14 protein-coding genes are annotated in these 20,324 nt (G+C 62.5%); 7 read left to right on the forward strand and 7 right to left on the reverse strand.

Going from position 1 to position 20,324, the window contains the following annotated elements:
- The first annotated feature begins 109 nt into the window (after positions 1–109).
- The 5 genes from PYR71_RS16865 to PYR71_RS16885 are packed head-to-tail and all read left to right on the forward strand — an operon-like array spanning position 110 to position 5,227.
- Positions 110–940, forward strand: coding sequence for a metallophosphoesterase family protein (locus tag PYR71_RS16865; protein WP_275620152.1), 831 nt, complete (start codon positions 110–112; stop codon positions 938–940).
- A complete protein-coding gene (locus tag PYR71_RS16870) occupies positions 937–2,187 on the forward strand; it encodes an ABC transporter ATP-binding protein (RefSeq protein WP_275620153.1) in 1,251 nt (416 codons plus the stop codon). The genes PYR71_RS16865 and PYR71_RS16870 overlap by 4 nt, the downstream gene beginning before the upstream one ends.
- Positions 2,180–3,103: a carbohydrate ABC transporter permease gene (locus tag PYR71_RS16875; RefSeq protein ID WP_275620154.1), complete on the forward strand. Its 924-nt coding sequence runs from the start codon at positions 2,180–2,182 to the stop codon at positions 3,101–3,103. The genes PYR71_RS16870 and PYR71_RS16875 overlap by 8 nt, the downstream gene beginning before the upstream one ends.
- Positions 3,100–3,936, forward strand: coding sequence for a carbohydrate ABC transporter permease (locus PYR71_RS16880; RefSeq protein ID WP_275620155.1), 837 nt, complete (start codon positions 3,100–3,102; stop codon positions 3,934–3,936). The genes PYR71_RS16875 and PYR71_RS16880 overlap by 4 nt, the downstream gene beginning before the upstream one ends.
- A 25-nt stretch (positions 3,937–3,961) precedes the next feature.
- Positions 3,962–5,227, forward strand: a complete 1,266-nt coding sequence (locus PYR71_RS16885; RefSeq protein WP_275620156.1) for an ABC transporter substrate-binding protein — start codon at positions 3,962–3,964, stop codon at positions 5,225–5,227.
- A 67-nt stretch (positions 5,228–5,294) separates the two neighbouring features.
- On the opposite strand, the gene PYR71_RS16890 is transcribed toward PYR71_RS16885, so the two are convergent.
- Positions 5,295–6,275, reverse strand: a complete 981-nt coding sequence (locus PYR71_RS16890) for a substrate-binding domain-containing protein (protein WP_275620157.1) — start codon at positions 6,273–6,275, stop codon at positions 5,295–5,297.
- A gap of 293 nt (positions 6,276–6,568) precedes the next feature.
- Here PYR71_RS16890 and PYR71_RS16895 point away from each other — a divergent pair, with 293 nt between their 5' ends.
- Positions 6,569–9,415 carry a M16 family metallopeptidase gene (locus PYR71_RS16895; protein ID WP_275620158.1) on the forward strand — a complete coding sequence of 949 codons (2,847 nt, stop codon included), beginning with the start codon at positions 6,569–6,571 and terminating at the stop codon, positions 9,413–9,415.
- Between the two features lie 71 nt (positions 9,416–9,486).
- On the opposite strand, the gene PYR71_RS16900 is transcribed toward PYR71_RS16895, so the two are convergent.
- The 3 genes from PYR71_RS16900 to PYR71_RS16910 form a co-directional block, all read right to left on the reverse strand.
- On the reverse strand, positions 9,487–10,167 hold the full coding sequence (locus PYR71_RS16900) for a GNAT family N-acetyltransferase (protein ID WP_275620159.1): 681 nt from the start codon (positions 10,165–10,167) through the stop codon (positions 9,487–9,489).
- Between the two features lie 13 nt (positions 10,168–10,180).
- The gene (locus PYR71_RS16905) at positions 10,181–10,687 is read right to left on the reverse strand and encodes a MarR family winged helix-turn-helix transcriptional regulator (RefSeq protein ID WP_275620160.1); all 507 of its coding nucleotides are present in this window, start codon (positions 10,685–10,687) and stop codon (positions 10,181–10,183) included.
- A gap of 116 nt (positions 10,688–10,803) precedes the next feature.
- On the reverse strand, positions 10,804–11,973 hold the full coding sequence (locus PYR71_RS16910) for an MFS transporter (protein ID WP_275620161.1): 1,170 nt from the start codon (positions 11,971–11,973) through the stop codon (positions 10,804–10,806).
- Between the two features lie 144 nt (positions 11,974–12,117).
- On the opposite strand from PYR71_RS16910, the gene PYR71_RS16915 reads away from it, so the two are divergent.
- Positions 12,118–13,626 (forward strand): winged helix-turn-helix domain-containing tetratricopeptide repeat protein, encoded by a 1,509-nt coding sequence (locus tag PYR71_RS16915; protein ID WP_275620162.1) that lies wholly within the window; start codon positions 12,118–12,120, stop codon positions 13,624–13,626.
- Between the two features lie 143 nt (positions 13,627–13,769).
- Here the strand turns inward: PYR71_RS16915 and PYR71_RS16920 are convergent, their stop codons facing one another.
- The 3 genes from PYR71_RS16920 to PYR71_RS16930 all read right to left on the reverse strand — a co-directional run bounded on the left by PYR71_RS16920 (position 13,770) and on the right by PYR71_RS16930 (position 20,171).
- Positions 13,770–14,450 (reverse strand): peroxiredoxin-like family protein, encoded by a 681-nt coding sequence (locus PYR71_RS16920; protein WP_275620163.1) that lies wholly within the window; start codon positions 14,448–14,450, stop codon positions 13,770–13,772.
- A gap of 74 nt (positions 14,451–14,524) precedes the next feature.
- Positions 14,525–17,770, reverse strand: a complete 3,246-nt coding sequence (locus PYR71_RS16925; protein WP_275620218.1) for an adenylate/guanylate cyclase domain-containing protein — start codon at positions 17,768–17,770, stop codon at positions 14,525–14,527.
- Positions 17,771–17,891: 121 nt separating this feature from the next.
- Positions 17,892–20,171, reverse strand: a complete 2,280-nt coding sequence (locus PYR71_RS16930; RefSeq protein ID WP_275620164.1) for a bifunctional diguanylate cyclase/phosphodiesterase — start codon at positions 20,169–20,171, stop codon at positions 17,892–17,894.
- Positions 20,172–20,324: the final 153 nt, after the last annotated feature.

Consider the following 20,324-nt stretch of genomic DNA (forward strand, 5'->3'; position numbering starts at 1 on the left):
GAAAAACAGCTGAAAACCGCGGATGCCTGATTGACATGCGAGCCTTCTAGAGAGGGTCCGAGAAGGGAGCGTCCGTGACGCGCTTCCCAGGTCTCGGAGACGCGCCCTCATGAAAATCATCCAGATCACCGACACCCATTTCAGCCCGAACAAGCCGCATTTCAACGGCAATTGGGCGCCGCTTCTGAGCTGGATCGAAGCGACCGGCGCCGATCTGATCGTGCATACCGGTGATCTCACCGTCGACGGCGCCGACAAGGACGAGGACATCACCTTCTCGATGGATCTGATGCGGCAAGTGCCGATCCCGATGCTGATCGTCCCCGGTAATCACGATGTCGGCCATCTCAAAGGGTCCGACCAGCCCGTCAACGCGGAGCGGTTGGCCCGTTGGCGCAGCCTTGCCGGTGACGATCGCTGGCTGGAGGATGCGGCCGGCTGGCGCTTCATCGGCCTGAATTCGCTGCTTCTCGGTGATAAGGATGATGAGGAAGAGGCCCAGTTCGAATGGCTCGCCAAGGCGCTCGAAGACAGGGCAGGGCGGCGCGTGGCTCTCTTTGCGCACAAGCCGCTGTTCGTCGATGCACCCGACGAAGGCGATACCGGCTATTGGAGCGTTCGCCCGGCTCAGCGCCGCCGGCTTTATGATCTGATAGCAGCCCATGACGTGGCGCTGTTTGCCAGCGGCCACCTTCACTGGGCCTGGCAGGGTCGCTTCGACAACACCCAGCTGAGCTGGGGTCCGTCGGCTGCCTTCATCATCGACAAGATGGAACGCGAGATGCCGGGCGAGCGCCTGATCGGCGCCGTCGTTCACGAGTTCGATACATCGGTCAAAAGCCAGATTGTCGCCGTTCCTGGCATGACCGCCCATGTGCTCGACGATGTCGTGCTCGAGGTCTATCCGCAGGCGGTCAAACAGCGGGAACCTGTCGAATGAGAGCGCTCTCGCTTCGCGACATCACCAAGGCCTTCGGCGGCAACCAGATCCTCAACGGCGTCAGCCTCGATGTCGGGGCCGGTGAATTCATCGCCCTGGTCGGCCCCTCCGGCTGCGGCAAGAGCACGCTCTTGCGCGTCCTTGCCGGCCTCGACCATGCCGATAGCGGCGAAATCCTGATCGGCGGGAAAGATATGTCGGGTGTGGCGGCCGCCGAGCGCAACATCGCCATGGTCTTTCAGTCCTACGCGCTCTATCCGCATCTGACGGCGTCTCAGAATATCGCCGTGCCGCTGGCGATGCGCCGGCTGTCGACGACGCAGCGGCTGCCCTTCATCGGCTCGTTGATGCCGGGCCAGCGCGCCACCCGCGCGGCGATCGCCCGCGACGTCCGAGAAATGGCGACATCACTCAAGATCGAACACCTGCTCGACCGCAAGCCCGGCCAGATGTCCGGCGGCCAGCGCCAGCGCGTGGCGCTCGCTCGCGCCATGGTGCGCCGGCCGAGCATTTTCCTGATGGACGAGCCGCTGTCCAATCTCGACGCCAACCTGCGCGTCCATGCCCGCGGCGAGATCGTCGACCTGCATCGCCGCGCTGGCGTGCCGACGCTCTATGTCACCCATGACCAGGCGGAAGCACTGTCGATGGCGGACCGTGTCGCCGTGATGATGGGCGGCCGATTGCTGCAGATCGCAAGTCCTCAGCTCATCTACGACGATCCCGCCCATATCGAGGTCGCCCGCTTCATCGGCCAGCCGCGCATCAACCTTCTTCCAGCCTTTGCGGAAGGCGGCGTCGTTCTCTGCGGCGGCCTGCGGCTGACGCTTGAAAATGCACCCGCCGGGAAGATGCCGGTCACGCTCGCCATTCGCCCCGAATTCGTCTTTCTCGCCAAGAGCCGGCATGACGGCCTTGCCGCCAGGATCGAACGCGTCGAATTCCTGGGGTCCGAGGTTATCCTCCATTGCCGGCTCGACGCGATCGGTGAGACCGTCATCGCCAAGGTACAGCCGTCCGAAGCCTCCGGGCTTGCAGCCGGCGATGCCGTGGGACTGCGATTGTCGCCCGGCCGGACGCTGATCTTTGCCGAGGACGGCAGCCGTCTGGCCGGCTTCGCCGCCGGCGGCGATGCCGGGCTCAGCTCTGCTGATGCCGGGCTCAGCTCTGCTGATGCCCTGCTCGCCGCTGCTGATGCCGGGCTCGCTGGCGCTTCCGATGCCCAGCGGGAGAGGGCGCATGGCTAGTATCGCCTCCCTGGCCATCCCCGATAATTCCGCCCTTGCTCATCGCCGAAGCGAGGCCCGCATCGCCTGGATGCTGGTGCTGCCGGCGATGATCCTGCTTTTTCTCTTCGTGCTGTTGCCCGTTGCAGCTGTCGTTGTGCTCGGCTTTACCGATTTCGAACTCGGTTACGGCAAGTTCCGTTTCGTCGGCTTCGAGAACTACGCCCACCTGATCACCGACCGAACCTTTCGCAAGTCGCTATGGAATACGACGGTCTATACGGCAATCGTGGCGCCGGTCTCGATCCTGCTCGGTCTCGGCATCGCCTTGCTGATCGAGAGCGAGACCGCGGCCCGCAGCGTCTTCCGCACCGCCTATTTCCTGCCGGTCGCCTCGCTGATCGTCGCCATGGCGACCGTCTGGCAATATATGTTCCACCCGACGATCGGCCCGCTCAATGCGTTGTTGGCGCTGGTGGGATTGCCCGGCCCGAACTGGCTGGGCAGTTCCGGCACGGTGCTTTACAGCCTGTCGATCATCGGCGTCTGGCAATCGGCCGGCTTCAACATGGTGCTGTTCCTGGCCGGCCTGACGGCGATCCCGCGCGAGCTTTATGCAGCAGCCGAAGTGGACGGCGCGAGATCCTCACTCGATCGCTTCCTGCTGGTCACCTGGCCGATGCTCGGGCCGACGACGCTGTTCGTCATCACCATCAGCATCACCAATGCGGTCAAGGTCTTCGAGACGGTCAAGACGCTGACCGAGGGCGGCCCGAACAAGGCATCTGAAGTGCTGCTCTTCACGATTTACCAGGAAGGCTTCGTCTATCTGCGTGTCGGCTATGCCTCAGCGATGACCGTGGTCTTCCTCCTGATCCTCGTGGTGCTGATGTTCCTGCAGTACCGCATCCTCGACCGCCGGGTGCATTACACATGACCGCAAGCGCTTTTTCCCTCGGCAGGGTCATCCGCCTGAGCCTGCTTTCCCTCGGGGCGATCATCTTCCTGGCCCCTTACATCTTCATGATCTCGGCGGCCGGGAAGACGCAGAGCGACATCTTCACCTCGTCGCTGTCGCTCATCCCGGCGCATTTCGCCTATGCCGAGAATTTCGCCAAGGCCTTGAGCCGGGTGCCGATGGCGCGGCTCCTGTGGAATGGCGTCGTCGTCTGCGGGCTGATCTTCTTTTTTCAGGTGCTGGTGGCCATCCCCTGCGCCTATGCCATGGCGAAGCTGCGCTTCGCCGCCGCCCGAGCCATGATGGTGCTTGTTATGCTCGGCCTTCTCGTGCCGATCCATGCGACCGCGCTGCCGCTCTATGTCGCCTTCGACCGCGCCTCTCTGCTCAACAGCTATGCCGCGCTCATCGCGCCCTTCACCATTTCGGTCTTCGCGATCTTCATGTTCCTGCAGTTCTTCCGCGCCATGCCGGATGATCTCATCCATGCCGCTCGTCTCGACGGGATGTCGGAGCTCGGCACCGTGGCCCGCGTCATCGTGCCCAATGCCTGGCCGGCGGTTACCGCCTTTGCCATCTTCTCGGTCGTCGCCCATTGGAACGATCTCTACTGGCCCCTGATCGTCATCAGCAAGCAGGACTACGCCACGCCGCCGCTGGGGCTGATGTATTTCCGCGCCGCCGAGGCCGGCGACGACTACGGCGCGCTGATGGCGGCGACCCTCATCATTACCCTTCCCCTCGTCGCCGCCTTCCTGCTTGCGCAGAAGCGTTTCGTCGAGGGCATCACCATGACCGGTCTCAAAGGCTGACCGGCTTTATCAAGGAGAACGAGCGATGAAACATATCACCCAGATTCTCGCCGCAGCGGCCGTATTGATGGCAGTCGCGCTTCCCGCGCATGCCGAGACGACGCTGACGGTTCACTACCCGATGCCGGGTTTCTTCAAGGACGTGATGGACACGATCTCGAAGAAGTTCATGGCTGAGAACCCCGATATCAAGATCCAGTTCGCCAGCCCCTCGGCCACCTATGAAGAAGGCATCCAGACGATCCTTCGCCAGGCCGGCACCAGCGAAATGCCCGATATCACCTTCATCGGCCTGAACCGCCTGCGCATGCTCGACGAACGCGATGTCGCCGTCGACCTCGGCCCGCTCGTCAAGAAGGACGGCAACATGGCCGAGCAGGGCTTCTCCGACACGATCCTCAAGCTCGCCCAGGTCAAAGGCAAGCAGGTTGGCCTCGCTTTCGCGACCTCCAACCCGATCATGTATTACAACGCCGATCTCGTGAAGGAGGCCGGCGGCGATCCCGACAATCCGCCGAAGACCTGGGACGAGGTCATTGCACTTGGCGGCAAGATCAAGGCGCTCGGCAACGGCGTCGACGGCATCGATTTCCGTTGGCAGGGCGACGACTGGATGTTTTCGGCGCTGCTCTTCGGCGCCGGCGGCAAGATGTTGAACGACGACGAAAGCAAAGTCGCCTTCAACGGTCCGGAAGGTCAGAAGGCCGTTGAGGTGCTGCATCGTCTGGTCACCGAGGGCGGCATGCCCGTCTTCACCAAGTCGGCCGGCGAACAGGCTTTCGCCGCCGGAAAGGTCGGTTTCGAGTTCCAGACCACAGGCGCGCTGCGCAACACGATCAAGAATGTCGGCAACAAGTTCGATCTGCGCACCGCCAAGATCCCGCTGATCGATCCGGTGAACGGCCGTCTTCCCACGGGCGGCAACGCCGTCGTCATCCTGACCCATGACGCCGCCAAGCAGGACGCCGCCTGGAAATTCGCCAAATTCGCCGCCGGCCCTTATGGCGCCTCGGTCGTCGTGCCCGGCACCGGTTATGTCCCGAACAACGAGCTTGCCGCCAAGTCGGCCGACCATCTCGGCGACTTCTACAAGCAGAACCCGCTGTTCCAGGCTGGGCTCAGCCAGATGCCGGTCATGATCCCCTGGTATGCCTTCCCCGGCTCCAACGGCGTCAAGGTCACCCAGACGATCGTCGACAACCTCTCGCGCATCGTCGACCAGTCGGCCGAGCCGAAGGAAGCGCTCGACGACGCAGCCGCCGACGTCGAGGGCATGCTGCCGCGCAGCTGATCGCTATCCGCGTCAGAAGAAGGGGCCGCCACGCCGAGCGCGCGGCGGCCTTCTACTTCCGGGTGGTTTAGATGGCGCGCACCGTGCCGCCGCGGCGCAGCGTATAGGCGACGTCGAGGTGGCGGGCAGGGGCTGCATTCTCCGCCATGTCGAGCAGCAGCGAGGCGGCCGTCGCGCCCATGCTGGCGTCCGGCATTTCAATGGTTGTCAGTGGCGGATCGATCAGCCGGCCGATGGCGATGCCGTCGAAGCCGGCGACCGAAACATCCCCCGGCACCGACAGCCCCTCGCGCTTCAGCGCGCCGATGACGCCGAGCGCCAGAAGATCGTTGGAGGCGATAATCGCCGTCGGCGAAAGCGAGATCATCGCCGCACTGAGATCGAGCTGGTCATAGCCGCCGACGAAGGAGATCTGGATCGCGTCAAGCGGCGTCAGGCCGTTCTCGGCCATGGCGTCGAGGTAGCCTTGGTAGCGAAGACGAGCGCGATCGGAGGCGCCAAAATTGCCGGAGAGAAAGAGAATGTGGCGGTGGCCCATGCCGATCAGGAATGTCGTGATCTCCCGGCCGGCGCCGCGATTATCGGCGGTGACCGCCGCCGGAAACTGCGCCGTCGGCAGGTTGTTGAGAAGCACGGTCGGCGGCAGCTTGGGCAGCAGCGCCTCGCTCGTCGACGGGTCGCAGACGGTGAGGATCAGCCCGGTCGGCCGGTCATTCAGAAGTGCGACGACGGCATCGGCCTCGCGTGCCGGATCGTAATTCGACTGGGCGATCAAGACGCCATGGCCGGCGACCAGCATGCGGTTCTGGATGCTCGACAGCGACGAGGCAAAGACCGGATTGGTGATGCTCGGGATCAACACGCCGATTACCGGCCTGCGCCCGAGCCGCCCGACAGCATGGCCGGCCGGGCGATAACCGAGTTCGGCGGCGGCACGGCGCACCTTGCGCACCATCAGATCGCTGGCCGGTCCGTTGCGATTGAGAACCCGGCTTGCCGTCGCCAGCGAACATCCTGCCCGGAATGCGACTTGCTGCAATGTCGCCATCGAATGCGCCCTCCTGGTCACAGCGTCGAAGCGCAATCCTTTAGTCGGGCTCGATGACAGTGATCTGACAATTGACGAGCTGTGGGGAATTCATCGGGAATGACGACGGAAGTCACGATCATAAGATTTAAATATCAACAGCCTATACAAAAATTCTAAGATTTCTATGGAGCTCCCTAACCCGAATTATCTGCGTCTTATCCATTCACACATGGAAGTTGAAGCAATATGCAACTTATGGAATGGTCGGGTCAAAGTCGTTTCCTCTCTTCATGTTCATCGCCTGGATAAGAATGTCTCCCAAACAAATGGAATGCGCCGCCGCTTGGCGGTTTCTCGCGACGGTCTCCCTTGTCGCAATTTTTGCATCGCCGGCCTATGCCGACACGCCGTCCACCGCCTGGCCGCAAACGCAAAGCGACATCCAAGCCGATTCCAATGTCCATTTCGGCGTGCTCGCCAACGGCATGCGCTTTGCAATCATGCGCAACGCCACGCCATCTGGACAGGCAGCGATCCGCTTTCGCATCGGCTCCGGCTCACTGGAGGAAAACGACGACCAGCAGGGCCTGGCGCATGTTCTCGAGCACATGGCCTTCAAAGGTTCGACGCATGTCGCCGAAGGCGAAATGATCCGTATCCTGCAGCGCAAGGGCCTGGCCTTTGGACCGGACACCAATGCCCGTACCTCTTATGACGAGACTGTCTATGCACTCGATTTGCCCGAGGTCGATCCAGAGACGCTATCCACGGGCCTGATGCTGATGCGAGAAACCGCGAGCGAGCTGACCCTCGATGCCGGCGCCCTCGATCGCGAGCGCGGCGTCATCCTGTCGGAAGAGCGGCTGCGCGATACGCCGCAGTACCGCGCGGGGCTCGCAATCATGAATTCGTTGCTCGCCGGCCGGCGCGTGACCATGCGCCCGCCGATCGGGAAAGCCGATATTATCAGCAATGCACATGTCGACCTCGTCCGCGATTACTACCGGGCCAATTATCGGCCCGATCGGGCGACGCTGATCGTGGTGGGCGATATCGACCCGGCTGCCATGGAAATCGAAATCCGGCAGCGCTTCGGCGACTGGAAGGCCATAGGACCGACGCCTGCAAGTCAGGATACCGGCGCGCTGCAGACGAAAGGCGAAAGCGCGGACGTCGTCGTCGTGCCCGGCGGCATGACCAGCGTCCAGATCGCCTGGACGCGTCCTTATGACGCCGCCCCCGACACCTTGGCCAAGCGCCGCACCCAGCTTATTGAAGATCTCGGTCTGATGGTGCTCAAACGCCGGGTCAGCACCATCGCCAGCAAGGCGGATGCGCCTTTCATCAGCGCCGGCGTCGGGTCCCAGGATCTCCTCGATTCCGCTCATGTCGTCCTGGTCACGGCGAATTCCGAACCGGACAAATGGCAGGCGGCACTCGGGGCCATTGACCAGGAACAGCGTCGTATTCAACAGTTCGGCGTTGCCCAGGCTGAGATCGATCGCGAAATCCTCGAATATCGCTCGGCCCTGAAGGCTGCTGCCGCCGGAGCCGCGACGCGCACGACCACCGACATCGCTTCGGCGCTGGCTGGCAGCGTCGATGACGACCAGGTCTTCACGTCGCCTGCCGACGACCTCTCGCTGTTTGAGAGGGTAACGAACGACGTCACCGCGGCCGAGGTCAATCAGGCCTTGCAGCGTGCCTTCTCCGGTAATGGCCCGCAGATCGTGCTCCAGACCGCCCAATTGCCACAAGGCGGAGCCGACGCGCTCCGGCAGGTCTATCACGCTTCCAAGGCGATTGCGGTCTCGGCGCCGTCCAGTGCAGCCGATATCGCCTGGCCCTACACCCATTTTGGCGCGCCGGGCGCTGTGGTCGAACGCCGCGCCGTCGAGGATCTCGGCCTGACCATGGTGCGCTTTTCCAACGGCGTACGGCTCACCGTCAAGCCAACCAAGCTGCGCGCCAATGAAGTGCTGGTGCGCGAGGGTATCGGTGGCGGCCGGCTGGACTTGCCGCATGACCGTCCCCTCCCGATCTGGGCATCGCCGGCGGTCGCGCTGTCCGGCGTCAAGGCCATGGACTACCAGGATATCCAGAAGGCGCTGACCGCCAACATCGTCGGCCTCGACGTCTCGGTAGGCGACAGCTCCTTCAAGTTCGACGGTCGTACGCGGACTGAAGATCTGGCGACGCAATTGCAACTCATCACGGCATACACCTCCGATCCCGCATACCGCCCCGAGGCGTTCAAGCGGGTGCAGCAGGCCTATTTGAGCGGCCTCGATCAGTATGAGGCCACCCCTGGCGGCGTTGTCAGCCGCAGCCTCGGAGGTCTCGTCCACTCCGGCGATCCGCGCTGGACCTTTCCCGATCGCGCCCAGTTGTCCGCCGCCAAGCCGGACGATTTCGAGGCACTGTTCCGCCCCGTAGTCTCCAATGGCCCGATCGATATCACCATCGTCGGCGACGTGACGGTGGACGACGCCATCCGGCTGACAGCTGAAACATTTGGCGCTTTGCCGCCACGCCCGGAGGCGGCGCCGAGCAATGTTTGGGGTAAAGTGCGTTTTCCGGCGGCCACCGAGAAGCCCGTTCTGCAGACCCATAAGGGAAGGGCAGACAGCGCCGCCGCCGTCGTCGGGGCTCCCATCGGCGATTTGCTCTCCGATCTCCCACGCTCCTTCACAGCCAATGTTGTCACCCAGATTTTTCAGAACAGGCTGACCGACAGGTTTCGCATTGCAGAAGGGGCAAGCTACGCGCTGGAGGGCGACATTAATCTGTCGAGGGAAATTCCCGGCTATGGCTACGCCTATTTCTACGTCGAGACGGATCCGACAAAGCTGGCGCGCTTCTATGCACTTGTCGACGAGATCGCCAATGATCTCAGGTCGCATGATGTCTCCGCCGACGAGCTCGCACGCGCTCGCGAACCTATCATCGAGACGCTGAAGCACCAGCGGCAGGGCAACGAATACTGGATTGAATATCTGCGCGGCGCCCAGACGGATCCGCGTCGTTTGGACCGCATACGCGGCAATCTCAGCGGCTACGACGAGGTTACGGCCTCAACGATCCGCGAATTCGCCACAACCTATTTCAGCCCGGAAAAATTCTGGAAATTCGAAGTGCTGCCGGCGGCCGTAAGGTAGTTTCTTGAATCGAAGCCCCTAAATTGGACGTTGCCGGGGAGGAGACACCGTCCCGGCCATTGAGCACCAGCTCAGGCGCGGCGTTTGACCACCCGCATGTTCATCTCCGAGCGAAGCGTGAAGCCTTGCGCCTTGTAGAGGGAAATGGCGGAGGTGTTCCCCGCATAGACATGCAGATAGGCCGTGTCGCCGCTGGAAGCGATTTCGCCGGCAACGAAACGGAACAGCAGGGTGCCGAGGCCACGCCCTTGGAATTCGGGATGGGTGCAAAGGCCACTCAGTTCGATGAAACCGGTCTGCCGCATACGCTGCCCGGCCATCGCCACCAGACGGCCTTCATGCCTGATCCCCCAGAAGCTGCCGAGGCTCTGGGCGCGCAGGGTGAACGGCCCGGGTCTTGTCAAGCTCGCCAGATCAAGCATGTCGGCGGCGTCGGCCTCGGTTAGCGGCTCAATGCGGGAATCCGAAATCCTCTCATGAGGTCGCTCGGCAACCATCTGGGTCACCGGCGCCTCCATGACGACGGCAAGACCCGCTGGAATGGCGATCGGCCCGGCCTCGACGAGAAACATGCTCTCTTCCGCCGACGGCAGCTTCTCCAGGGCATCGAGGCTCTCAGGGCTATCGTCGGCAGAGGCTGCGAAGGGGACGATGGAGGGCGGGTATCGCCGTGCGTAGCTGTTGCCTTCGGCAAGAGCGGCATGTGTGGTTTTGAGCGCGCTCCAGATCGGCCGGTCGAGCACATGATTCATCGTCTTTCTTTCCCTATTGCGCGGTGGAAAGGGCGTGCGGGCCTGTAACCGTGCTCCGGCGTAGGAGCGGCAGTGCTGCCAGCCCGTCTTCGATGGCGGCGAGTTGCTCGAGGATCGGTCCGTCGAGGTCGCCGCAGAGATCCGCAACCGCAGCCGCAACGCGCGGCCAGATGGTTGCCTTCGAATGATCGACAAGTTCCCGTCCTTTGTCGGATAGCGACACCAATCTGCGGCGCTGATCATCCGGCGCCGGCTGCATATCGACGAAGCCGAGTTCGAGAAGTTGCCCGATGGTCCGCGTTGCGCCGGGCTGGGTGATGCCGACCGCCTGCGCAAGCTCGCCGATCGTAAGCGGCCCGGCTCGGTCGATCGCTGCGAGGAATGGATACTGACCTGCCTGGATGCCGACGCCGGCCTCGTCGATGACCTGCTGCGTATCGGCCTGCAGTCTCTCGCCGATGCGACGCAGACGGCTGCCTAGGCACAAAAAGCCAAGCGTTCGCACCACATCCTCGACCATTCAATATCTCCAATTGCATTGAATGTTATATAACATGTTATATTTCTGACGGCTATCGAAATTCAAGAGTAGTATCTCGCGGCCGGAGGGGACTTATCGAAAGCACGCGACGTCCTTCATTGGTCACGCCGCCCCGCGACCAACAGAGAGATCGCCAGGACACAACAGAGTAGCGCGAGGGACGATGGCAACCCCTGATGCCCGATAAGCTGCATCGCCAGTCCGGCCGCGGACGAGCCTGCCATGCCGCCGACGCCCCATGCGAAGGCGAATGCCGCATTGCCGGCGATCAGCGTCTGGCCGGTAAAGCGCTCGCCGAGCTGGATCAGCGACATGGTGTAGAGCCCGAACGAGACCCCGCCCCAGACGAAAACGAGCGGCCAGATCAGCCAGGTGGTGAAGGTTGGTGCCAGCAGCAGGCAGCCGGCGAGGCATGCCAGGATGCAGTACGACATGATCCGCGCCGAGCCGAACCACTCGGCCGCCCGCCCAAGCAGGACCTGCAGCACGGCATTGCCGGCGACGAAACAGGTGATGAGCGAAGCGATGCGTCCCTCGGCGCTGCCAAGCGCCGCCCCATAAACGGCAAACAGCGAAAGCAGGATCTGCTCGAAGGCGGCTGCGGTGAAAATGGCAAACAGCAGCAGCGGCGCCAGTGCGAAGAAGCCACCAACCGACACCGCCTGGCCTTCGCCGGGCATCTCGGGCAAACGTCGGGCAACGGCAAGCACGATCAGGCCGCAGACAAGGAAGGCTGTCACGCCGATCATGAAAGGCGGCCAACCTTCCGTGCCGACAAGGCCGAGCGATAACGGACCGACCGCGAAGCCACCCGAGACGATCGACGAATAGAGGCCCATGATGCGGCCGCGGCGCGGTGCCGGCGTGATCGCGATCAGCCAGGTTTCGCTGATCACGTAGAGCGGATTGGCAAAAAAGCCGAGCAGGAGGCGCAGTGGCATCCAGGCCCAGACCTGTTGGCTCCGGGCAATCACCATCAGGGTGAGGGCAGCCAGGATCGAACACAGGATCGCAAGCCGCGCCGCGCCCACACGCCGCGAAAGCGCTGGAATAACAGGCGCGGATAGGATGAAACCTAACGGCGTCATCGCGGCCGAGAGGCCGATCATCCCAGATGATATTCCTTGACGCTCCAGGATGAAGCTGAGAAGCGGATAGGTCAGTCCCTGCGCTACGGCAAACACAGTGACGGTCGCGATGATGCCTGCCATCCCGGCCCACGGGGTTCGGTCTTCGTCACGTGACGTCGTGCTTGCCGCTGTCATGCAAATGTCCTCGTCGGTCGCTGTGGTCGCAGGGCAAGCCCTAGACCTGAAAGAGGCTGGAATTCTGCGGGATCGGGGAAGCGGCGTAATTAAGCCCCGCCAAAAAGTTCTCAAAAACTTCCAAACGGACTATAGATCGGCTCTATGAAGGAAGTGCGCTTTGCCTTTGGCCCATTCGTGCTCGATCCGGAGGCGGGAACGCTCCTTCGGAACGACGATCCTGTTGCCATTGGCCATCGCGGGCTGAAGCTGCTTGCGGCGCTCGTCGGACGATCCGGCGAAATCCTTGCCAAGACCGAGTTGATGGACGCGGCTTGGCCGGGCATGGCGGTCGAGGAAGGCAACCTCACCGTCCAGATCGCGCAGCTGCGCAAGCTGCTCGGCCCCGGCGCCGGCGGCGGCGAATGGATTGCGACGGTTCCGCGCGTCGGCTACCGCTTCACGGGTGCCATGCAGCGGCTCGGCGGCGTGAAGCGAAAGGCCTTGCCGCTGCCCGAAAAACCGTCGATCGCCGTGCTGCCCTTCCTGAACATCGGCAACGATCCCGAACAGGAATCTTTCGTGGACGGGCTGACCGAAGACCTGATTACCGACCTTTCGAGAATGCCGGGTCTGTTCGTCATCGCCCGCAATTCGGCCTTCGCCTATAAGGGCAGGGCGGTAGACGTGCGGGAGATCGCCGAGGAGCTCGGCGTGCGATACCTGTTGGAGGGCAGTGCGAGGCGCGCCGCGGGACGCGTGCGCGTCAACGCCAAGCTGGTCGACACCGTCAGCGGCACTCATTTGTGGGCGGAACGCTTCGATCGCAGCCTGGACGATATTTTCGTCGTTCAGGACGAGGTGACCGCCAGGATCGTCGAGGCGCTGCTGGGCCGGCTGCGTACCCCGCCGCCGCGCCGTCGGCCTAGAAGTCTTGAGGCCTACGATCTCTGCGTGCGGGCGCGCAAGCTGATGGATGATTCCCCGCAGGCGGCTGAGGAGGCGCATCTGATGCTGACCCGCGCAGTCGCCCTCGACCCCGACTATGCCGAGGCCTATCGGTGGCTGGCCATGAACCACTGGATGGGGTGGATTCATAGCGGCGGGCCGACGGAAGCGACCCGCAGCATCGCCTTACACTTAGCGCGCAAGGCCGTTGCGATCGACCCCAACGATGCCGGCTGCCGCTGGGTGCTGGCCTACCTTCTTGCCTATGAACGCGATTTTGCCGCGGCGGATGCGGAGTTCGCCAAGGCGATCGAACTTGACCCGAACGAGGCCGATACCCTTGCCGCATTATCCGACGTTACCGTCCTAGCGGGGCGGGTCGAGGAGGGGCTCGAGCAGATTCGCAAGGCGTTCCGGCTGAACCCGTTTCCGGCAAGCTGGTATTATTTGACGCTCGGCCAGGCGCAGTATGCGGCGGGCCAATATTCAGCCGCCGTCGAGACGCTGCGCCGTGACGAGACCTGTCGCACAAGCTCGCGCCGTTTCCTGGCGGCAAGCCTTGCTCAGCTCGGCCGGCTCGACGAGGCGCAGGCGGAGACCGAACTCTTCCTTGTCGCCAACCCCGGCTTTTCCATCCGCCATTGGGCGGCGACCGAACCGTTTCGCGACGCTCTCACGCATGACCATTTCGTAGAGGGCTACCGCAAGGCCGGTCTTCCGGATTAATCCGCCGCAGCACTCACGGCCGGCGAGCGTGCCATGGATGGCGCGGCGATGTCCGGATCTCGACAAGAGGCCGCCCGGACACGCCTTCGCCGACCGCGGGCGCCGGCTTCGCATTCCGGATCAGGTGATTTAGGGCGGCCGCTTCAGACCGCCATATTCGCCGCCGCCGACATGACTTCCCGTGGCGCGGGAACGCCGAACATATGGCGGCCGGCCTCCTCGACTTCGGTGAAGCACCAGCGCACGACGCCGTCACGATCGAGCAGGAATTCGCCGACAAGCTGGCCTTCGCCGGGGGAGATCATCCGCTTGTCATCATCGGTCATCTCATAGCCGTCAGCCTTGTCGAGAAATTCCATCGCGGCGATCGGGTTCATCGGTTCGGGGAGCTCGCCCGGCATGTCGACGCGCATCGACATCATCGTGTCCATGCTGACCTTGTGCGGCCACTCGTTCTCGGTCTCGGTGAATTGAAGGCGCGGTAGGCCGAAGGCGCGATGCGATACCCGTTCGGGGTCGGAGGCCGCCAGCAGGTTGGGAAGCGGGTGGTAGCGGAAATAAAGGCGGGCTCGCTCGATCGGGGTATTGACGACGGTCAGGCTGTCGATGCCTTTCTCCTGCAATGCATCGGTCAGTTCGGCCATGGCGGCGATCTGCCTGCGGCAGAAGGGGCAGTGCAGTCCGCGGAACAGGCCGACGAGCAGCGGCCTCTGGCCGCGAAAGTCGTCGATGGCGATCTTGCCCTGGCGGGTGATCGCATCCAGCACCACGTTGGGCGCGCGATCTCCGGGTTGTAGTGGTCTATCGGCGTGGTTCTCCTGCATTGTTCGTTCCTCCCTTTATGTGTTTGAATCGCTTGATCTATTCGATGTTTCGCGATCATTGCGACGCGAACCATTCAGTCGAGAAACGGCAAGACGACGAGCGTACCTGGATCCAGGTTGTGGCGGATGCACACATCCTGGGCCAGCGTGAAATACCGTTCCGCTTCGTCCATATCGTCATGTTCGAGGCTCAGCGTCGCCAAGCCATCATAACACGGAAAGAGCAGTTGCGGCTCGTCAATTTCCTTCGCAACCTCAAGAGCTTCCTCGTAATACTTACGAGCTAGCTTCGGCTGCCCATGGCATTGATGAATCTGGCCGAGCACGATCAGCGGGACGGACAAATGATCGCGCTGATCGAGCGCCCGGTCGATTTCGACTGCCCTTTCCGCCGCCGGCACGCCTTCGGCCGCACAGTGATCGGTAAAGGTGCAGCAGGAGACTGCGAGGTTGGCGAGAAGGCGCGCCTGGAAGCCGAGATCGCCGATGCGGGTTGCGACCTCCAGCCCCCGGCGGCAGACCGTGATGGCGTTGGCCGGATCGACGATCGTGTAGAGAACGCCGAGATTGGAATAGGCCCGGCAGGCGGCACTTTGCAGATCGGCTCTTTCGGCGACCGAGAGGCTGCGCTCCACTTCCTGCACGGCATCGCGCCGGCGTCCGAGCCGCGCGAGCGCTGCACCCTTGGTGTTCAACGCTTCCGCCATCGCCCGGGCTGCCTCGCGGCCGGCTTCGGTCGTTCCGTCGATCGGCAGCGTTTGCAGGCATTGCAGCGCCTGTGTCGCCCACTCGGCGGCGGCGGCCTGATCACCCATGCGGAAGGCCAGATGGCCGCGCTCCTGCAGTAGGTGGGCATGTTCGACCGGCGCATCGATCGTCGCGATCATCGCTTCCGCGGCGGCGCAATGCGCCTCCGCCTGGTCGCGGCGCCCCGCATCGAGATGCAGGCGGCCGATCTTTCGCAATATCCTTGCTGCGGCGATCCGGTCGTCATTGGCGCGGTGGATGGCAAGTGCCTGCTGATAATGGGTCAAGGCATCGTCGCGCCGGCCGGCAGGGCCGCAGAGGTCGGCAAGGCGCTCCAGCAGCGCTAATTGGTCCGGCGTCACCTCCGGCTCGTCAGCGAAGGCCGCGAGGGCTTGCCGATAGAGGCGCATCGCATCGTCATTGGCATAGGTCTTACGCGCCTGATCGCCAGCCGCCATCAGGTAGGCGGCGCCCTTGGCTTTATTAGTAGTCAGGCTGAAGTGATGACCGAGTTGCGCCAGATGCTCGGGACGCTCAGGCGCCACGCCATATTGGCGCTCCAGAACCCGGCCGATCCTGCCATGGAGCTCCATGCGCCGTTGCAGCAGCAGATTCTGGTAGATGACGTCGTGCATCAGCGTCTGGCTGAAGCGATAGCCCGGCGACCCGCCGGCATCGGGGCCGCGCAATTCCTCGATGATATTGGCATCGCAGAGATAGTCCAGCGCGGCATCGATGGCGGCCGGATCGGTCGCGACGGCGCGGAGCAGGGCGGTATCGAATTTCGGGCCGACCACCGCCGCCTCCTGCGCCAACCGTCTCATCTCCTGCGGCAGACGATCGACGCGGGCAAGCAACAAGGCTTGCAGGTTCACCGGGATGGCGACGTCGGTGTCATCGGCGGCAACATGCCAGCGCTCACCGTCATGATGCAACGTACCCATGTCGATCAGCCCACGCAGGATTTCTTCGATGAAGAGCGGATTGCCACCGGCGCGGTCGAGAATGCGTTTGCGCATTGCAACCGGCAGCTTGCCGTGCGCCTCACCAAAAAAGGCGGCAAGCAGCCTCTGCCCGTCGGCCGCGGCGAGTGGGCCAAGACGTTGCACGGTGACATTGACGCGATCGGAGTTCAGCGGGTCGGTCTGCGACGTCGGCCGGTAGATCACCAGCAGCATCAGCCGACTGCGCTCCAGCCGGTCCATCATGAAACGAAGCACTTCCAGCGAAGCCGCGTCTGCCCAATGCAGATCCTCGATGACCAGCAGGAGAGGGCCTTGCGCCAGCCGCCGCTCGAAGACGGTGCGGATCGCATAGAAGATCTGCCGCCGCAACTGCTCCGGCTCGATGTGCCGCAACGCGCCATCGGGATTACCGAGGCCGAGCACATGCAGAAACAGCGGAAGCAGCCCGTCAACATCGTCCTGCGTCAGATCGAGTGCGCGAAACCCCGTCGTCAACAGCTGTCGTGTCCTGTCACGATCGTCGCGCTCGCCGATCCCGTAGGCGCTTCGCACGACCGCGGCGAGGGTGCCGTAGGATTGTTCGCCAAGGGGGGAGCAGGTGGCTTTGCGGATAGCAAGGCCAGGGAAGCGGGTCGCATTCGTGGCGAGCCCGACGAATTCGGTGGCGAGACGCGATTTACCGATACCCGCTTCGCCGATCAGCCGGACGAGCTGCGCGGCGCCGTCGCAAGCAAGATCGAGGCAGGCGAGCAGCCGCGACAATTCCGCATCCCGTCCGATCATCGGCGCCTGAAGGCCGAAACTTTCGAGCCCGCGCGCCGTATGCGGCGCGTCCAGCAGCCCGGTCAGCCGATGGACGTGGACGTTTCCGCTTTTGCCGCGCAAGGTTTGCGCGCCGAGACTGTCGAAGGCAAAGGCATGGCGGGTGAGGCGGTAAGTCAGGGGACCGACAAGAATATCGTTTTCGCCGGCCATCGATTGCAGCCGTTGGGCGGTGTTCACCGTATCGCCGGTCACGGAATAGGATTTGGCGCCAGCCGCGCCGAAGCCGCCGGTGACGACAGGGCCACTATTGATGCCGATATGCAGGCGCAGCGGCACGCCGGCGCGCGACTGCCAGCGTGTGCCCACCGCAGCGGCCCGGTCGATCATATCAAGTGCGGCGCCAAGCGCCCGCACCGGATCGTCCTCATGGGCAACCGGCGCGCCGAACAGCGCCAGAAGGGCGTCGCCGACGAACTTGTCGACGAAGCCGCCATAGGCTTCCACCGCCCGGGTCATCTCTTCGAACAATTCGTTCTGCAGCACCCGCATGGTTTCGGGGTCGATCTGCTCGCTCAGCGTGGTGAAGCCGCAGAGATCGGCAAACAGCACCGTCACCGGACGTCGGTCGGCATCGCTGTCGGATTTCGCCGGCACCAGCTCAATAATTGGCTTCGGCGCAGGTGGGGCTATACCTGAGATCGATGCGCCGCATTTGGGGCAGAAGGCAAAATCTGGCTGACACGCATAGCCGCAGGCGGCGCAGGAGAGGGGTTGCCTTGCGCCGCATCGCGGACAGAAAGCAAAACCGCTCTGAATATCGAAACCGCAGCCGGCGCAGTCCATCGCTGGCATCTCACGAAACCCGATCTGCAATGGCCATTTCAGCCGGCGGGCTTCACAAGAGATAAGAATGAACCTGCTGACGAAAGCTCGCAAGCACAAACAGACGGCGCAATAACGATCGTCATTTGAATGCGGCCGAGTATCGGCCCGCCTTTGCCGCTTCTCTATCCTTCATCCGGCAAAATTCGATCAACTGCTCCGAGGTCATGGGTCGGGCCAGAGCGTAACCTTGCAGCAAATGGCAGCCAAGATCTTTCAGGATCTTGGCATGCTCCATTGTCTCCACGCCTTCGGCAACGATGTCGATGTTCTGAGACCGGCCGATTTCGATAATCGAGGAAACCAGACGGCGTTGAGATGCAGACGCGATGATCGGCTTGATGATTTCCCGGTCGATCTTAAGCCGTCGCGGTTCAAATCGAAGCAGGCCGACAATACTGGCATGTTCCGTGCCGAAATCGTCGATCTCGATTTCAATGCCGAGCGCTTTGATTGCCGGAATGACCTCGTTCAGAGCAGGCTGAAGCTCGTCGAAGGAGATCGTCTCAAGCAGCTCGAAACACAGGCGACCCTTCGCTGCGGGAAGCTCGGACAGCTCGGCGAGCAGATTGGCCTGCGCCAGCCGGCGCGCTGAAATATTGACTGAAACCCGTGGAATTTGCATTCCCAAGCCGTCCCATCGTGTCAGCTCGAACAGGGCCTTTTGCAGGATCAGCCTGTCCATGTCGCCACTGCGGCCCAGTCTTTCCGCAGCATCCAGAAACGCGTTCGGGCCGAGCAGACCTTTTCGCGGATGATCCCAGCGGGCGAGCGCTTCGACGCCTGCGATATCGAGCGTGTTTGCATTGAACTGTGGCTGGAAGAACGCAATGAGTTCATCGCGTTCGAGCGCTTGATTGAATTCATCCGCCAGTTCTTTTGAATGGATTGCCGCGCTGCGGAGCTCTTCGGTGAAAACCGCGGCGCGGCCGCGGCCGGCTTTCTTCGCCTCGTACAGAGCCAAATCGGCATTCAGAAGCAGCTGACCGAGATCCCGGTCGCGAGCGCGTTCTGTCTCCCAGGCGACACCGACGCTTGCGCCGACCACATAACCGGCTCCATCGATAAAGATGGTCTGCTGCAGCGTGTCGACAATCTGCCTGGCCAATTCGGTTGCTTTGGGCTCGGGATTGCTGCTCCAGCTGGCGAAGACGAACTCGTCTCCACCGATGCGGGCCGCGACATCGTTCGGGCCGGTCAAATCGGCAAGCCGCGAAGCCGTTGTTTGCAGGACCATGTCGCCGCCGGCGTGCCCCTTCGTGTCGTTGATCTCTTTAAACCGGTCAAGGTCGATATGGATAAGGATTAGGCGGTCTTGCGGATCGGGCCTTGGCGGCTGCGAGATCATTTGGTCGACAAACCGCCGATTGGGTAGGCCGGTGAGGGCGTCATGCAATGACAGGTGCTCCAGCCTCTGTCGTGCTCGTACGAGCTTGCTCTTGTGAAGGCGAAGTTTTTCGATGGTCTTCTGGCGCGATTTGGTCAGAAAGCCGACCCAGACGATCGGCGCGACCACACACGAGGCCAACAGGCTGGCATAAACTTCAAAAGTGCCGATGCCGTTATTCTGGCCCCATCCATACCTGGGAAGTGCGGCGAGGGACCACCGGCCGTACGTCATATCGACGGAGGCCACGACCGGTTTCTTCCCAAAAGTTTCCAGGCTGCCAAAAAACACCTGTTTGGCCGAGTTCGGCTCCGGCGTCGTGCTGATGGCGATCTCCAGGTCGGTCGAACTGAGACCGCTATCGCGGTATAACCTCGGAATATCGATGATTCCCGAAAGCAGACCCCAAAAGATCTGGCTGTTTCCGTCGTCGATATAAACCGGGCACCTGACAACGAAAGCCGTTCCGCCTTGGACAAGCTCCACCGGGCCTGTCAGTACGATATTGTGTGTGTTGCGCGCCAGCATCGCGGCGGCCCGTTGCTTCTCATTTTTTCGGTAGTCGAGTCCGATGGCCTTTTCGTTTCCTTTTTCCGGATAAACCCACTGGACCACCATGTCGGGCGCCGCGGCGAAGCTTCGCAATTGTGACTCAGGCTGCAGAATTTGCGCGGCAAGTTTGGAAAATCTGTTCTGGCCCATCGCCGGAGCGACCGCGATACCCGCCGCCAAACCTTGCAACAGCTTCACATTGCTATTGAGGTTGGTCTGAAGCCGAGACGACATCGTCGCAAGCTCGCCGGCAACAACCGAGCGTTCGTCGGCCAACGACCGCTCAAGCCGCCAGTCCGTTGCCAGCCAGACGACGATGGCTGCGATAACGGCCGCAAATAGTGCCGGAGCGAATGCGCTCGCATGGCTCATCAGAGGGCTCGCGAGGCTGCGAACTATCTTTGTATTTCTTCGAAACTTCATCAGGTCGCCGGTATGAATGACAGACCTGCATCCTTGCACAGTTTCTTTAAGGCAACACTAAACCGGCCAGCTCCTTGTTCGGCGCCGGCATCGTGCATGCTTCTTGGTGGGGCCGGAGAGGCCGTAGCGCCATTTCACGCTAGCTCATTGCAA

It is taken from the genome of Rhizobium mulingense, from assembly GCF_029194105.1.
In the GTDB taxonomy this organism is placed as follows: domain Bacteria; phylum Pseudomonadota; class Alphaproteobacteria; order Rhizobiales; family Rhizobiaceae; genus Rhizobium; species Rhizobium mulingense.